The organism is Aquabacterium sp., assembly GCF_044226965.1.
In the GTDB taxonomy this organism is placed as follows: domain Bacteria; phylum Pseudomonadota; class Gammaproteobacteria; order Burkholderiales; family Burkholderiaceae_C; genus Pseudaquabacterium.
The window spans coordinates 1-12,485 of sequence record NZ_JBGAGA010000045.1 but is presented as its reverse complement, the minus strand read 5'-3'; the positions used below and the strand labels follow the sequence as shown (position 1 = coordinate 12,485).

At 71.0% G+C, this 12,485-nt stretch carries 11 protein-coding genes; 2 read left to right on the top strand and 9 right to left on the bottom strand.

Annotation, left to right across the window (positions count from 1 at the left end; all coding sequences use genetic code 11):
- Positions 1–2: 2 nt before the first annotated feature.
- Positions 3–821 carry a type I methionyl aminopeptidase gene (gene map, locus ACILR4_RS18910; RefSeq protein WP_395702422.1) on the bottom strand — a complete coding sequence of 273 codons (819 nt, stop codon included), beginning with the start codon at positions 819–821 and terminating at the stop codon, positions 3–5.
- 43 nt (positions 822–864) lie between these two features.
- Between map and purL the strand changes: the two genes are divergently transcribed.
- Positions 865–4,842, top strand: a complete 3,978-nt coding sequence (purL, locus tag ACILR4_RS18905) for a phosphoribosylformylglycinamidine synthase (RefSeq protein ID WP_395702421.1) — start codon at positions 865–867, stop codon at positions 4,840–4,842.
- Between the two features lie 102 nt (positions 4,843–4,944).
- Positions 4,945–5,082, top strand: coding sequence for a hypothetical protein (locus tag ACILR4_RS18900; protein ID WP_395702420.1), 138 nt, complete (start codon positions 4,945–4,947; stop codon positions 5,080–5,082).
- A gap of 26 nt (positions 5,083–5,108) precedes the next feature.
- On the opposite strand, the gene ACILR4_RS18895 is transcribed toward ACILR4_RS18900, so the two are convergent.
- The 8 genes from ACILR4_RS18895 to ACILR4_RS18860 all read right to left on the bottom strand — a co-directional run.
- A complete protein-coding gene (locus ACILR4_RS18895; protein WP_395702419.1) occupies positions 5,109–6,002 on the bottom strand; it encodes a hypothetical protein in 894 nt (297 codons plus the stop codon).
- Entirely contained in the window at positions 5,986–7,101 is a 1,116-nt protein-coding gene (locus tag ACILR4_RS18890) for a fatty acid desaturase family protein (RefSeq protein WP_395702418.1), read from the bottom strand. The genes ACILR4_RS18895 and ACILR4_RS18890 overlap by 17 nt, the downstream gene beginning before the upstream one ends.
- Positions 7,098–8,231: a sterol desaturase family protein gene (locus tag ACILR4_RS18885; protein ID WP_395702417.1), complete on the bottom strand. Its 1,134-nt coding sequence runs from the start codon at positions 8,229–8,231 to the stop codon at positions 7,098–7,100. Before ACILR4_RS18885 ends, ACILR4_RS18890 begins: the two co-directional genes overlap by 4 nt.
- On the bottom strand, positions 8,228–8,860 hold the full coding sequence (locus ACILR4_RS18880; RefSeq protein WP_395702416.1) for an inositol phosphorylceramide synthase: 633 nt from the start codon (positions 8,858–8,860) through the stop codon (positions 8,228–8,230). Before ACILR4_RS18880 ends, ACILR4_RS18885 begins: the two co-directional genes overlap by 4 nt.
- Positions 8,857–10,182 (bottom strand): F390 synthetase-related protein, encoded by a 1,326-nt coding sequence (locus ACILR4_RS18875; RefSeq protein WP_395702415.1) that lies wholly within the window; start codon positions 10,180–10,182, stop codon positions 8,857–8,859. Before ACILR4_RS18875 ends, ACILR4_RS18880 begins: the two co-directional genes overlap by 4 nt.
- Positions 10,176–11,018 carry an MBL fold metallo-hydrolase gene (locus ACILR4_RS18870; RefSeq protein WP_395702414.1) on the bottom strand — a complete coding sequence of 281 codons (843 nt, stop codon included), beginning with the start codon at positions 11,016–11,018 and terminating at the stop codon, positions 10,176–10,178. The genes ACILR4_RS18875 and ACILR4_RS18870 overlap by 7 nt, the downstream gene beginning before the upstream one ends.
- Positions 11,006–12,022 carry an NAD-dependent epimerase/dehydratase family protein gene (locus ACILR4_RS18865; protein WP_395702413.1) on the bottom strand — a complete coding sequence of 339 codons (1,017 nt, stop codon included), beginning with the start codon at positions 12,020–12,022 and terminating at the stop codon, positions 11,006–11,008. Before ACILR4_RS18865 ends, ACILR4_RS18870 begins: the two co-directional genes overlap by 13 nt.
- Positions 12,019–12,485: 3-oxoacyl-[acyl-carrier-protein] synthase III C-terminal domain-containing protein (locus ACILR4_RS18860; RefSeq protein ID WP_395702412.1), on the bottom strand; the 467-nt coding region annotated here is incomplete at its 5' end. The genes ACILR4_RS18860 and ACILR4_RS18865, both read right to left, overlap by 4 nt.

The following is a 12,485-nucleotide window of genomic DNA, read 5'->3' as shown; positions in this document are numbered from 1 at the left end:
GCTCAGGCCGCGGCCTGCGGCGGCTGGATGAAGGCCGGCGGCGGCGGCGAGCCGGCCGAGAGCGTCATCACCTCGTAGCCGGTCTCGGTGACGACGATGGTGTGTTCCCACTGCGCGGACAGCGAGCGGTCCTTCGTGACGATGGTCCAGCCGTCGCCCATCTCGCGGATTTCGCGCCGGCCGGCGTTGATCATCGGCTCGATCGTGAACACCATGCCCGGCACCAGTTCTTCCAGCGTGCCCGGGCGGCCGTAGTGCAGCACCTGCGGTTCTTCGTGGAACTTGCGGCCGATGCCATGGCCGCAGAACTCGCGCACGATCGAGAAGCCCTGGTTCTCGGCGAAGGTCTGGATCGCGTGGCCGATGTCGCCCAGGCGCGCGCCGGGCTTGACCTTGGCGATGCCCTTCCACATGGCTTCGTAGGTGATGGTGCACAGCCGGTTCGCGGCGATCGAGCCTTCGCCGACCACGAACATGCGGCTGGTGTCGCCATGCCAGCCGTCCTTGATGACGGTGACGTCGATGTTGACGATGTCGCCGTTCTTCAACGGCCGGTCGTTCGGGATGCCGTGGCACACCTGATGGTTGATCGAGGTGCAGATCGACTTCGGGTACGGGATGTAGCCGGGCGGCGCGTAGTTCAGCGGCGCGGGCACGCCGCCCTGCACGTGGACGATGTGGTCGTGCGCCAGCTTGTCGAGCTGGTCGGTCGTGACCCCGGGTTTCACATGCGCGGTCAACATGTCCAGCACTTCGGAGGCCAGACGGCCGGCAATGCGCATGCCTTCGATGTCGGCAGCGGTCTTCAGGGAGATCGACATGGGGGCGAATTATAGAATTCCGGGTTTCCACCCGGGTATTCGCATGGCTTCGCTGGCCCAACACCTGATGCACGTCGAGGGCGGCAATGCCCTGAGCGAGTTCCGCGCCCAGGCGCTGCTGCCGAAACTGCAGGCCGCCTGTCCCCGGGTGACCGGCGTTGCGGCGCGCCATGTTCACTGGATCGATGGCGCGGGCGAGGGCCAGCTCGACAAGCTGCATGCGCTGCTGCACTACGGCGACCCGTACAACGCTGGCGACGAGGGTGCGCTGGTCGTCGTGATGCCGCGGCTGGGCACCGTGTCGCCCTGGGCCAGCAAGGCCACCGACATCGCGCGCAACTGCGGCCTCGCGCTGCACCGCGTCGAGCGGGTCACCGAATACCGGCTGCGCCTGAAGCACGGCCTGCTGGGCGGCAGCAAGCCCTTGAGCGAAGCCGAACTGCAGGCCTGCGCCGCGCTGCTGCACGACCGCATGACCGAGCATGTGGCCTTCGAGCGCGAGGCCGCGCGCCACCTGTTCGACGCGCAACAGGCCGAGCCGATGGCGCACGTGGACGTGCTGGGCCAGGGGCGTGCCGCGCTGGTGGCGGCCAACACCGAGTTCGGCCTGGCCTTGAGCGACGACGAGATCGACTACCTGGTCGAAGCGTTCCGGGGCCTGCAGCGCAACCCCAGCGATGTCGAGCTGATGATGTTCGCGCAGGCCAACAGCGAGCATTGCCGGCACAAGATCTTCAATGCCGAGTTCACGATCGACGGCCACAAGCAGCCGCTGTCGATGTTCGGGATGATCCGCAACACCGAGCAGGTGTCCGGCCAGCACAGCGTGGTGGCGTATTCGGACAACGCGGCGGTGATGGAAGGCGGGCCGGTCGAGCGTTGGCTGCCGCAGGGCTTCACCAACGCGCCGGCCTACGGCCCGCGGCGCGAGACCGCGCATGTGCTGATGAAGGTGGAGACCCACAACCACCCGACGGCGATCTCGCCGTTCCCGGGCGCTTCCACCGGCGCCGGCGGCGAGATCCGCGACGAAGGCGCCACCGGCCGCGGCGCGCGGCCCAAGGCGGGCCTGACCGGCTTCAGCGTCTCGAACCTGAACCTGCCCGGCCTGGCCGAGCCCTGGGAGCAGCACGGCATCGGCAAGCCCGAACACATTGCCAGCCCGCTGCAGATCATGACCGAGGGGCCGCTCGGCGGCGCGGCCTTCAACAACGAGTTCGGCCGGCCCAACCTGGGCGGCTACTTCCGCGTGTTCGAGCAGGCCGTGGCCGGCGTCTATCGGGGCTATCACAAGCCGATCATGATTGCCGGCGGCCTCGGCACCATCAGCGCCGGCCAGACCCACAAGCTGCCCTTCGGCGCCGGCACGCTGCTGGTGCAGCTGGGCGGCCCGGGCATGCGCATCGGCATGGGCGGCGGTGCCGCCAGCTCGATGGCCGCGGGCAGCAACACCGCGGCGCTGGACTTTGATTCGGTGCAGCGCGGCAACCCCGAGATCCAGCGCCGTGCGCAGGAGGTCATCAACCACTGCTGGGCGCTGGGGGAGACCAATCCGGTGGTGGCGATCCACGACGTCGGCGCGGGCGGCATCAGCAATGCCTTTCCCGAACTGGTGGACGGTGCCCACAAGGGCGCGCGCTTCGACCTGCGCAAGGTGCCGCTGGAAGAGACCGGCCTGGCGCCGAAGGAGATCTGGTGCAACGAGAGCCAGGAGCGCTACGTCCTGGCGATCAATCCCGACCTGATGCCGCTGTTCGAGCAGATGTGCGCGCGCGAGCGCTGCCCGTTCGCGGTGGTCGGCGTCGCCACCGATGAGCGCGAACTGGTGCTCGAAGACGGCCCCGGCGGCGCGCGCCCGATCGACATGCCGATGGACGTGCTGCTCGGCAAGCCGCCGAAGATGCACCGTGTGGTCGAGCGGGTCGCGCGCAGCGAGTCGCCGCTGAACCTGACCGGCGTGAAGCTCGACGAGGTGGCCTTCAGCGTGCTGCGTCACCCGACGGTGGCGAGCAAGCGCTTCCTGGTGACCATCGGCGACCGCACCGTGGGCGGCCTGAACCACCGTGACCAGATGGTCGGCCCCTGGCAGGTGCCGGTGGCCGACTGCGCGGTGACGCTGGCCGACTATGCCGGCTTCCGCGGCGAGGCCATGAGCATGGGTGAGCGCACGCCGCTGGCCGCGCTGGACGCGCCGGCCTCGGGCCGCATGGCGGTGGGCGAGGCCATCACCAACCTGCTGGCGGCGTCGATCGAGCTCTCGCGCGTGAAGCTCAGCGCGAACTGGATGGCCGCCTGCGGCGAGGTGGGCGAAGACGCTGCGCTGTACGACACGGTGAAGGCCGTCGGCCTGGAGCTGTGCCCGGCGCTGGGCATCGGCATTCCGGTGGGCAAGGACTCCCTGTCGATGCGCACGCGCTGGACCGATAACGGCCAAAGCAAGCAGGTGACGGCGCCGGTCAGCCTGATCGTCAGCGCTTTCGCGACGCTGGACGACGTGCGCGGCACCCTGACGCCGCAGCTGCAGCCGGGCGACACGAGCCTGATCCTGATCGACCTGGGTGCCGGCCGCGGCCGCATGGCCGGCTCGATCCTGGCGCAGGTGCTGGGGCAGTTCGGCGACGAGGTGCCCGACCTCGACGATGCCGCGCGCCTGCAGGCGCTGGTGGCCGCGATCAACCAGCTGCGCCAGGCCGGCCAGCTGCTGGCCTACCACGACCGCAGCGATGGCGGCCTGTGGGCCACCGTGTGCGAGATGGCCTTCGCCGGCCGCCAGGGCGTGAGCCTGAACGTCGACCTGCTGGTCACCGAAGGCGACGGCATCAGCGACAGCCGGGCCGAGTTCGGCGATTCGAAGAACTGGGCCAGCCAGGTCAGCGAGCGCCGCAACGAGCTGACGCTGAAGGCGCTGTTCAACGAAGAGCTGGGTGCCGTGATCCAGGTGCCGCGCGAGCAGCGCGATGCGGTGATGGCGGTGCTGCGCAGCCATGGCCTGAGCCGCCACAGCCACGTCATCGGCAAGACCAACGACCGCGGCGTGGTCGAGGTCTGGCGCGACACCAAGGAGATCTTCAAGGCCGGGCTGCACGCGCTGCAGCAGGCCTGGGACGAGGTGAGCTGGCGCATCGCCCGGCTGCGCGACAACCCGGCCTGTGCCGACAGCGAGCATGCCGCGGCCGGTGCGCCCGACGATCCCGGCCTGCACCTGGGCCTGAGCTTCGACCCGGCCGAGGACGTGGCCGCGCCCTTCGTGCACGCCGCGAAACCCAAGCTCGCGATCCTGCGCGAGCAGGGCGTGAACTCGCATGTCGAGATGAGCTACGCGATGGCCAAGGCCGGCTTCGAGACCTTCGACGTGCACATGACCGACCTGCAGTCCGGCCGCGCGCGGCTGGACATGTTCCAGGGCTTCGTCGCCTGCGGTGGTTTCAGCTACGGCGACACGCTGGGCGCGGGCGAGGGCTGGGCGCGCTCGGTGATGTTCAACCCGGTGCTGGCCGACCAGTTCGCGGCCTTCTTCGCACGGCCGGACACCTTCGCGCTGGGCGTGTGCAACGGCTGCCAGATGATGGCGGCGCTGAGCCCGATCATTCCCGGTGCGCAGGCCTGGCCGAAGTTCACGCGCAACAAGAGCGAGCAGTTCGAGGCCCGCCTGAGCCTGGTGGAAGTGCTGGACAGCCCGTCGATCTTCTTCACCGGCATGGCCGGCAGCCGGCTGCCAATAGCGGTCGCTCATGGTGAGGGCTATGCCGACTTCTCGCAGCGCGGCGATGCGGCCACCGTGCAACGCGCGATGCGCTATGTCGACCACCACGGCCAGCCGACCGAGGCCTACCCGTTCAACCCCAACGGCAGCCCGGGCGGCCTGACGGCGGTGACCACGCCGGATGGCCGCTTCACCGCGCTGATGCCGCACCCCGAGCGCGTGTTCCGCAACGTGCTGATGAGCTGGACCTCGGGCGACCGCTCCGCGCCCAGCCCGTGGATGCGCATGTTCGGCAACGCGCGCCGCTGGATCGGCTGAAGCGCCGACCGCTGCGCGCTGCACCTGCCGGCCCAGGCCGCCGATGTCAACAAGGGCATCGAGCAGGCGCTGGCCGCGGCGCAGGAAAGCAAGAAGGGCATCATGGTCTACGTGGGCGGCCAGGCCATCGGCGGCGCGGTCGTCAAGATCGAGCCGGGCCAGAGCGTCGAGCTGCGCAGCCAGCAGTACAGCAAGATCGTCGTGCGGCTCGACCGCATCGACGCCATTGCGATGCCCTGAACACCCCGCCGGCCGGCTGCGGTCGGCTACCGCCCGCAGCGCCGGCGCAGTTCGGCCTGCGCGTCGGCGCGTTCGGCGCCATCGTGGCTGCCGAAGCGCAGGAAGAAGGGGCGCTGGTCCCAGTCGAAGGGTTCGTCGGCCAGGCCATGCAGGTAGGCCAGCAGGGCGGCGACGTTCACCGTCACCTCCGCATCGGGCCGGTCCAGCGCGTCCCACAGCGCCTGCATCACCGCCGGGGCCATGGCCTCGCCGGCTGCATGCTGCGCGCCCAGCTCATCCAGGCAGACTGACAAGCCATCGCGCAGCGGGGCCTCGCGCAGCGCCTGCACCAGCGCTGCGGTGCGCTGTGCGTCGCCGATGTAGTCGGCCGCATGGCGCAGCATCGCCATCCGTTGTTCGATGCCGCCTTCGCGCCAGCAACGGCGCAGCGCGCGCCGCGCGACGCGGCCGCCGATGTGGGCCATGGCCTCGATGTCGCGCCAGTCGTTCAGGCCGTTCTCCAGCAGGTCCTCGATAATCAGCTCGTGCTGCGGCGGGGAGGCCTCGTCGATCGCGCCCAGGTCGTAGCCAATGCCTTCGTGCCACTGCTCGTAGGTGATCGCGCGGCTGCGGCGCCAGCGCTGCAGTGGTGGCGGATGGTCCGGGTCCACCGGCTCGGGGGCGGGGGGCGGATCGTGCTCGTAGGGCTGGGCATCCAGCACCATCACCGCGGGCAGGCCGTTGGCGAGCTGGCCGAAGCTGGCACCCGGTTGATCGGGCGACGTCGCGGCCTGACGCAGCGGCTCGGCCATCATCACGTAGGTGCTGGCCGGCACCTCGGGCGGCGGCTGCATCACGTCCAGCAGGCGATTGCCCTGGTCGATCTCGCGCTGCACGAAGGCCCGCGCTTCGGGCGGCAGCGCGTCAAGCGATGCGGACATCGGCATCGACGCTTTCGACGGCCGGGTTGCGACCCATCCGGCGCAGGAAGCGCTGCTGGGCCGCGTGCAATTCGTGATAGCGCAGGCAGCGGTAGGGCAGCCCGAAGTCACGCGCGGCCTGCGCGACCACCGGGCTCAAGGCGTCGTAGTGGCGGTGGCTCAAGGTCGGGAACAGGTGGTGCGTCAGGTGCAGGTCCAGGCCTCCGAGCCAGGGCCGCAGCAGCCAATGGCCGCGCCAGTCGACGGTGGTGTGGAAGGCGTGCTCGTGCCAGCTGTGCGGCAGCTGGCCATCGGCCGGCGCGCGGAAGAAGGCCACGTCGGCCCAATGCGTGCCGAGGATGGTGGCCACCAGGAAGCACGATGCCAGCAGCTGCGCCAGTGCATAGGCCAGCAGCACAGGCCCCAGGCCCAGCGGCGTCAACCACAGCGGCAGCGCGATGGTCAGCAGCCCGTGCAGCCCCTTGTGCAGCAGGAAGGTGGCCCAACCGCGTGGCCCTTGCAGCACGCCATCGTCGCGCAGCCGGGTGCGACCCAGGCGGTCGGCCCAGTCAAAGACCCAGTTGATCCACGGCAGCGAGATGGCGGCCACCAGCGGCCAGTACAGGTGCTGCCAGCGGTACTGCGGCTGCCAGGCCTGGAAGGGTGTCTGGCGCAGCGCCACGTTGGGTTCGATGTCCAGGTCCAGCCCGTCGACGTTGGCATGGCTGTGGTGGTAGTGCACATGCCGCAAGGTCCAGTACACCGGCTCGATGCCCAGCGGCAGCGCCACCAGCCGCATCGCCAGGCGGTTGGCACGCGCGCTGCGGCACAGGCTGCCATGCGCGGCGTCGTGCAGGCTGTTCATCGCCAGCACCATGGTCGCGAAGACGTAGGCGATGGTGGCCAGCACCAGGCCCATCGCATTGGTGGCCGTCAAGGCCAGGCCATAGCAGCTGAAGACGATGGCCGCCAGCAAGGCGATCTTCAGCCACATGCCGGCATCGGCAAAGGCGTGGTCCTGGGTCGAGCGCAGGTGCAGCGCGGCCTGCTCGCGCAGGCGGCGGGCCAGCGGGCTGTCGGCGCCGGGCGCATAGCGGGCGCGGGGTGGGTACGGATTCATGCGGCTCTTCGGGTCCAGGAGGTGCTCAGCGCCAGCAGCGAGAACGCGGCCATGGCCAGCAGCGGCAGCAGGGTCAGCGCGTCGCGCTGGTCGAAGGCCAGGCCTTGCAGCAGCGGCAGGCTGATGCCGACGGCGGCCAGGCTCCAGGCCGCGCGGCCATGGCCGTCGGACCAGCTGCCCAGCGCCAGGGTCTGCAGCACCAGGCCGGCCCACAGCGTGGCCTGCGCGGCATCGGGCCAGGGCGCCTGGCGGTGGACGGCCACCACCACGTTGGCGAACAGCAGCACGGCGCCGGCCACCACCAGCGCGCGGTCGCGGCGTTGCGGCGGGCGGGCCGGCGTGCGCGGCAGCTGCGCCGCACGGTGCCAGCCCAGCCATTGCAGCAGCGGCTGCAGGTTCAGCCACAGCGGGTTGTAGCTGGGGCGCCAGCCAGCGATGCCGTAGCGGATCTGCACGCCGGGCACCGGGCGCTGGAACGTGCCGAAGAGCTTGTCCCACACGAGCAAGGTGCCGCCGAAGTTCTTGTCGATGTACTCGGGGTTCGCGCCATGGTGGATGCGGTGGTGCGCCGGCGTGACCATCACGCGGTCGAGCCAGCCCGAGCGTTCGACCAGGCCGCAGTGGTTGTAGAACTGCACCGTGTAGTGCAGGCTGGAGACGGCGACGAACACCTCGACCGGCACGCCCAGCAGCGCCAGCGGCACGAAGAAGGGCAGCGAGCTCAGCGACGACAACCAGCTGTTGCGGATGCCCAGCGAGAGGTTGAAGTGCTCGCCCTGGTGGTGCACCGCATGCACCGCCCACAGCAGGCCGATGCGGTGGTGCAGCCGGTGCAGCCAGTAGAAGCCGAAGTCCCAGGCCACGAAGGCCAGCAGCGCCACCGCCCACAGCGGCCAGCCGGCGAGCGCCGACGTGCGCGCATGCTGCCAGACCCAGGCATAGCCCGCGACCTCGAGGCCACGAAAGAACCACAGCACCAGGTGGCCCGAGTTCAGGTTGGCGATGGCTTCGAGCCAGGGTTCGGTCTGCACCGGGTTGCCGGCCGTCAGGCGCTGGTGGCGCGACAGCACCCACAGCTCGCCCAGCATCGCCAGCAGCATGCCGGCCAGCGGCAGCGCGAGCGCATTCATGCCTGTGCTCCTTCGACCTTGACGGTGGCCGGCTCGGCGCGGCGGACCAGCAGGGTCTGCACGGTGAGGCCGGCCGCGATGCCCAGCGCGATGCCGGCCCCCAGGTCCAGCGCCAGATGGCGGCGTGCCATCACGATGCTGGCGGCCAGCGCCAGCCCCCAGGCCAGCAGGCCCAGCTGGCGCAGCGGCCGGCCTGGCACCCACAGCGCGGCCACGGCCAGCAGGCTTAAGGCGCCGTGCAGCGAGGGCAGGCAGTTGTGGCTGGAGTCCGAACCGGCCAGCGTGCGCAGCAGCGCGAGGCTCAGGCCGTCGCCCTGCAGCGCGGGATAGTCCAGCGTGGTCGGCCACAGCACGAAGCAGACCGCGCAGACCAGCGCGCACAGCTGCATGCTGCGCTGCAGCCCGCGCAGCCGGTGCGGCGCACAGGCCAGGTAGGCCAGCGGCACCAGCGCGAAGAACGAGAGGTACGGCCACACCGCGGCGGGCGTGAACGGCAGCGCCCGGTCGATGGCCGTCTCGGCGATCACACGGCCCGGCGCATGCAACGCGGCGCCCAGGCTGTAGGCCAGGCCCACGCTGCCCCAGCCGAGCAGCATCGCCCGCAGGCGTGTGTACAGCAGCGGATTCATGCCGCCCTCGGCAGGCTGTCGGGCGCGCTGGGCATCCGGCGGATGCGGCGGCGCTTGCGCGCAAAGTCAGCGGCCATGATCGGCTGCGCCTCGGCCCAGGCCAGCATGCTGACCTGCACGCCCTGGATGCGCAGCAGGCGCTGCAGGTGTTCCTGGCAGCGGCGCAGCAGCAGCGGGTCGGCCGGGGCGAGGCTCAGCCGCAGCGTGCGCGCGTCGAGCTGCTCGAGCTGGTAGTCGGCCTCCAGCGGCAGCGCCTGCGCCAGCGCGCGGGCCAAGGTGTCGGCGAACACCATCAGCGGCTTGCCCTGGGTACCGGGCAGCATCAGCATGTCGTCGCAGCGGCCCTCGATGCGCTCGATCGCTCGCAGCGGGCTGCCGCAGGGGCACGGCGTGCGGCGCACCTGCAGCACGTCGTCGAGCCGGTAGCGCACGATGGGCTGGGTGCTGCGGGTGAAGTCGGTGATCACCGGCACGAAGCGCTGCTCGTCCAGCCACTGCGGCTCGACGATCAGGTGCGCTTCGTTCAGGTGCAGCGTGCCGTGCGCGCAGGTGGCGCCGAGAAATCCTTCGGTGGCCTGGTAGACCTCGCCGACCTGGGCGAACACCTGCTGCAGCAGCACGCGGTCCTGCGGCTCCAGCACCTCGGCGGCCGAGATCACCAGCTTGGGCGACAGCGTCAGCCGGCCGGCGCGCACGGCCAGCGCCAGCGCGCGCAGCACCTGGGCCGGCGCGACGATGATGCTGGGTTGCCAGGCCTGCAGCGCTTCCAGCTGCGCGGCCCAGGCGGCCATCAGGTCGAAGAAGCGGAACTGCAGCCAGGGCGTGCGCACCGTGCGGTACAGCGCGTTGTCGGCCCGCAGCAGCAGCGCGACGCGCTCGTGCGCGAACAGGCCTTCCGGCAGCATGGTGCCCAGCATCGTGCCGGCCCATTGCGCGCGCTCGGCCGGGCTGACGACGAACACGCCGCGGCCGCCAGACGTGCCGCTGGACAGGCCGACGCCGAAGCCGCGCAGCAGCGGCCGGAAGTCGCGCGAGGCTTCGGCCGCCTGTGCGCAGGACAGCACCTCCGCCAGCTTCAGGCCGGCGGTGTTCATGTTGTCGAACTGCCGCATCATTTGCGGTTTATCCATCAGCGGCCAGCGTTCCAGCGGCAGGCCGCGCCAGGGGCGGAAGTAGCGGCTGCGGTCGAGCACCTGGCGCTCGAAGCGGGCCCAGCCGCGGGCCTGGTGGGCCAGCAGCGCTTCGCGGTGGGCAAAGCCCTGCGTGCGCAGCCGGCGCGCGTGGCGGTAGGCCTGCAGCAGGCGCGGCAGCTGCATCAGCATGGCGTGGTCTCCGGCGGCTGCAGGTCGGTGGCGGGTGTGCTTTCGTGGGTCAGCCTGATGCGCACCTGGCCGCCGCGGTGCAGCTGGTGCAGCTGGTCCAGCGTGCGGTGGTACTGGCGGGGGTCTTCCATGATCAGGTGCGACAGGCGCGAGGGCGGCACGCGCTCGGTGTAGTTCTGCGCGGCCCAGGCCGCATCGGCGGCCAGCAGCTGCCAACCTTCGGCCGTGAGCACGAACGCGCCGATGTGCCCGGCCGCATGGCCCGGCAGCTCGACCAGCAGCACTTCGCGCCGGCTGCCCGGCAGCACCCAGCCGCTGCCGAACGGGGCCAGTGCGGCCGGCAGCGCGATGGGCTCGAAGCCTTCGATGAAGCGCAGGCGCGCCTCGGTGTCCGACGGCATCAGGCCCGGCACGAAGGCACGGCGCAGCGCGGCCAGGCCGCGGCGCTGGCGCGTGATCTCCCAACCGGCGCCGCTGCACAGGATCGGCAGGCCGGGGAAGTCGCGCAGGCCGGCGATGTGGTCGGCATGGAAGTGCGAGGCGATGATGCCGTCGAAGTCCCAAGGCTTCAGTCCATGACGTGCCAATTGAGCGGCCAGCGCCTGGTGGCTGTCGAAGTGCACCGGCGTGACCAGCGGGTAAAGGCGGTAGAGGCCGTCACTGGTGTGGTCGGCGAAGTGGCTGGCATAGCCGGTGTCCCAGAGCCAGCGGCGGCCGGCCGCCTCGATCATCCAGGCGCGCGCCGGGAAGGCGCAGGCGCCCCAGCCGGCGCCGCGCAGCACCATGCAGGCCGGGTGCGTGCAGTGGCCGGCCTCGTACACGCTCAGCGTGGCCATGGCACGATGCCCTGCTGCCGCAGCCAGGCGGCGGTGTGCAGCACGCCCTGCTGCAGATCGATGGTCGGGAAGTAGCCCAGCTCCTCGCGGGCGCGGCGCGGGCACAGCGTCATCTCGAAGTTCAGCGCGCCGATGCCGTAGCGGGTGAAGGCCGGCTCGCGGCGCGAGACGTGGCCCCACAGCTCCATCAGCCGCGCGGCCGCGTCCATCAGATGATAGGAAACCGGCTTCACCTGCAGGTGCAGGCCCAGCTGGTCGACCAGCAGCGATTGCAGCAGCGCGGCCAGCGAGGTGGGCTGCTGGTTCGAGATGTTGTAGGCCGCCGCCTGCGGCAGCCCCTGGCGCGTGCCGGCCAGGTGCATGGCCTGCACGACGTTGCCGACGTAGGTGAGGTCCACCGTCGCCTGGCCGCCTGCGGGCAGCGGCAGCACGCCACCGCGCGCACGCAGCAGGTTCAGCAGGCGCGGCAGCAGCACGCGGTCGTGCGGGCCGAACAGGCCGCGCGGGCGCAGGATGACGAACTGCGTGGTGTTGCACCCGCGGGCCAGCGCGCGCAGGTAGCGCTCGGCGCGCAGCTTGCTCGCGGCATAGGCGTTCACCGGTTGCCGGGCGCGGAAGCTTTCGGTGATCTGGCGGTGCGGGCGGTAGTCGAAGTAGATCGACGGCGTCGAGATGTGCACGAAGCGCGGCACGCGCAGCGCGATCGCCGATTCGGCCAGGCGCCGCGTTGCGGTGACGTTGGCGGCCTCGAAGGCGGCGGCCGGGCCCCAGGGCGAGGACAGTGCGGCGCAGTGCCAGATGGTGTGCACGCCCTCGAGCAGCGTGCGCGTCTGTGGCGCGTCCAGCGTGGCCAGCTCGGCCGGCACCGCATCAACGCCCAGCGCACGCAGCTCGGCCAGCCGCGCCGGGTCGCGGCCGGTCGCGCGGAAGCGGATGCCGCGTTGCAGCAGGTCGTCGACCGCATTGCGGCCGAGCCCGCTGGTGGCGCCGGTGACGAGGATCACAGCGCCAGCACCATGCCGCCGAGCGTGACGCCGGCAGCCGAGCCCAGCAGCAGCAGCTGGCTGCCGCGGCGCGCGCGGCCGCTGGTGACGGCCTCGTGCAGCGCGGTGGGAATCGAGGCGCAGACCTGGTTGCCGTGGCTGGCGTAGATGTCGACCACGCGCTGCGGCGCCAGGCCCAGGCGCTTCTGCAGGTGCTGCATCGAGAGGTGGCTGGCCTGGTGCGGCACGACGAGGTCGACATCGTGCAGGCCGCGGCCGCTGCCGCTGAACAGGCGCTGGAGGAAGCCGTCGAGCAGCCCCGAGACGAACTTGAACACCGCGCGGCCCTGCATCGCGAACAGGAAGTCCTGCGCCTGCACGCCGGTGCGCGGGTTGCGGGCGGTAGTCGAAGTAGATCGACGGCGTCGAGATGTGCACGAAGCGCGGCACGCGCAGCGCGATCGCCGATTCGGCCAGGCGCCGC

Excerpts from the sequence above, each read along its gene's own strand:
- map (WP_395702422.1), bottom strand. The coding sequence starts at position 821 with ATGTCGATCTCCCTGAAGACCGCTGCCGACATCGAAGGCATGCGCATT.
- purL (WP_395702421.1), top strand. The coding sequence starts at position 865 with ATGGCTTCGCTGGCCCAACACCTGATGCACGTCGAGGGCGGCAATGCC.
- ACILR4_RS18900 (WP_395702420.1), top strand. The coding sequence starts at position 4,945 with ATGGTCTACGTGGGCGGCCAGGCCATCGGCGGCGCGGTCGTCAAGATC.
- ACILR4_RS18895 (WP_395702419.1), bottom strand. The coding sequence starts at position 6,002 with ATGTCCGCATCGCTTGACGCGCTGCCGCCCGAAGCGCGGGCCTTCGTG.
- ACILR4_RS18890 (WP_395702418.1), bottom strand. The coding sequence starts at position 7,101 with ATGAATCCGTACCCACCCCGCGCCCGCTATGCGCCCGGCGCCGACAGC.
- ACILR4_RS18885 (WP_395702417.1), bottom strand. The coding sequence starts at position 8,231 with ATGAATGCGCTCGCGCTGCCGCTGGCCGGCATGCTGCTGGCGATGCTG.
- ACILR4_RS18880 (WP_395702416.1), bottom strand. The coding sequence starts at position 8,860 with ATGAATCCGCTGCTGTACACACGCCTGCGGGCGATGCTGCTCGGCTGG.
- ACILR4_RS18875 (WP_395702415.1), bottom strand. The coding sequence starts at position 10,182 with ATGCTGATGCAGCTGCCGCGCCTGCTGCAGGCCTACCGCCACGCGCGC.
- ACILR4_RS18870 (WP_395702414.1), bottom strand. The coding sequence starts at position 11,018 with ATGGCCACGCTGAGCGTGTACGAGGCCGGCCACTGCACGCACCCGGCC.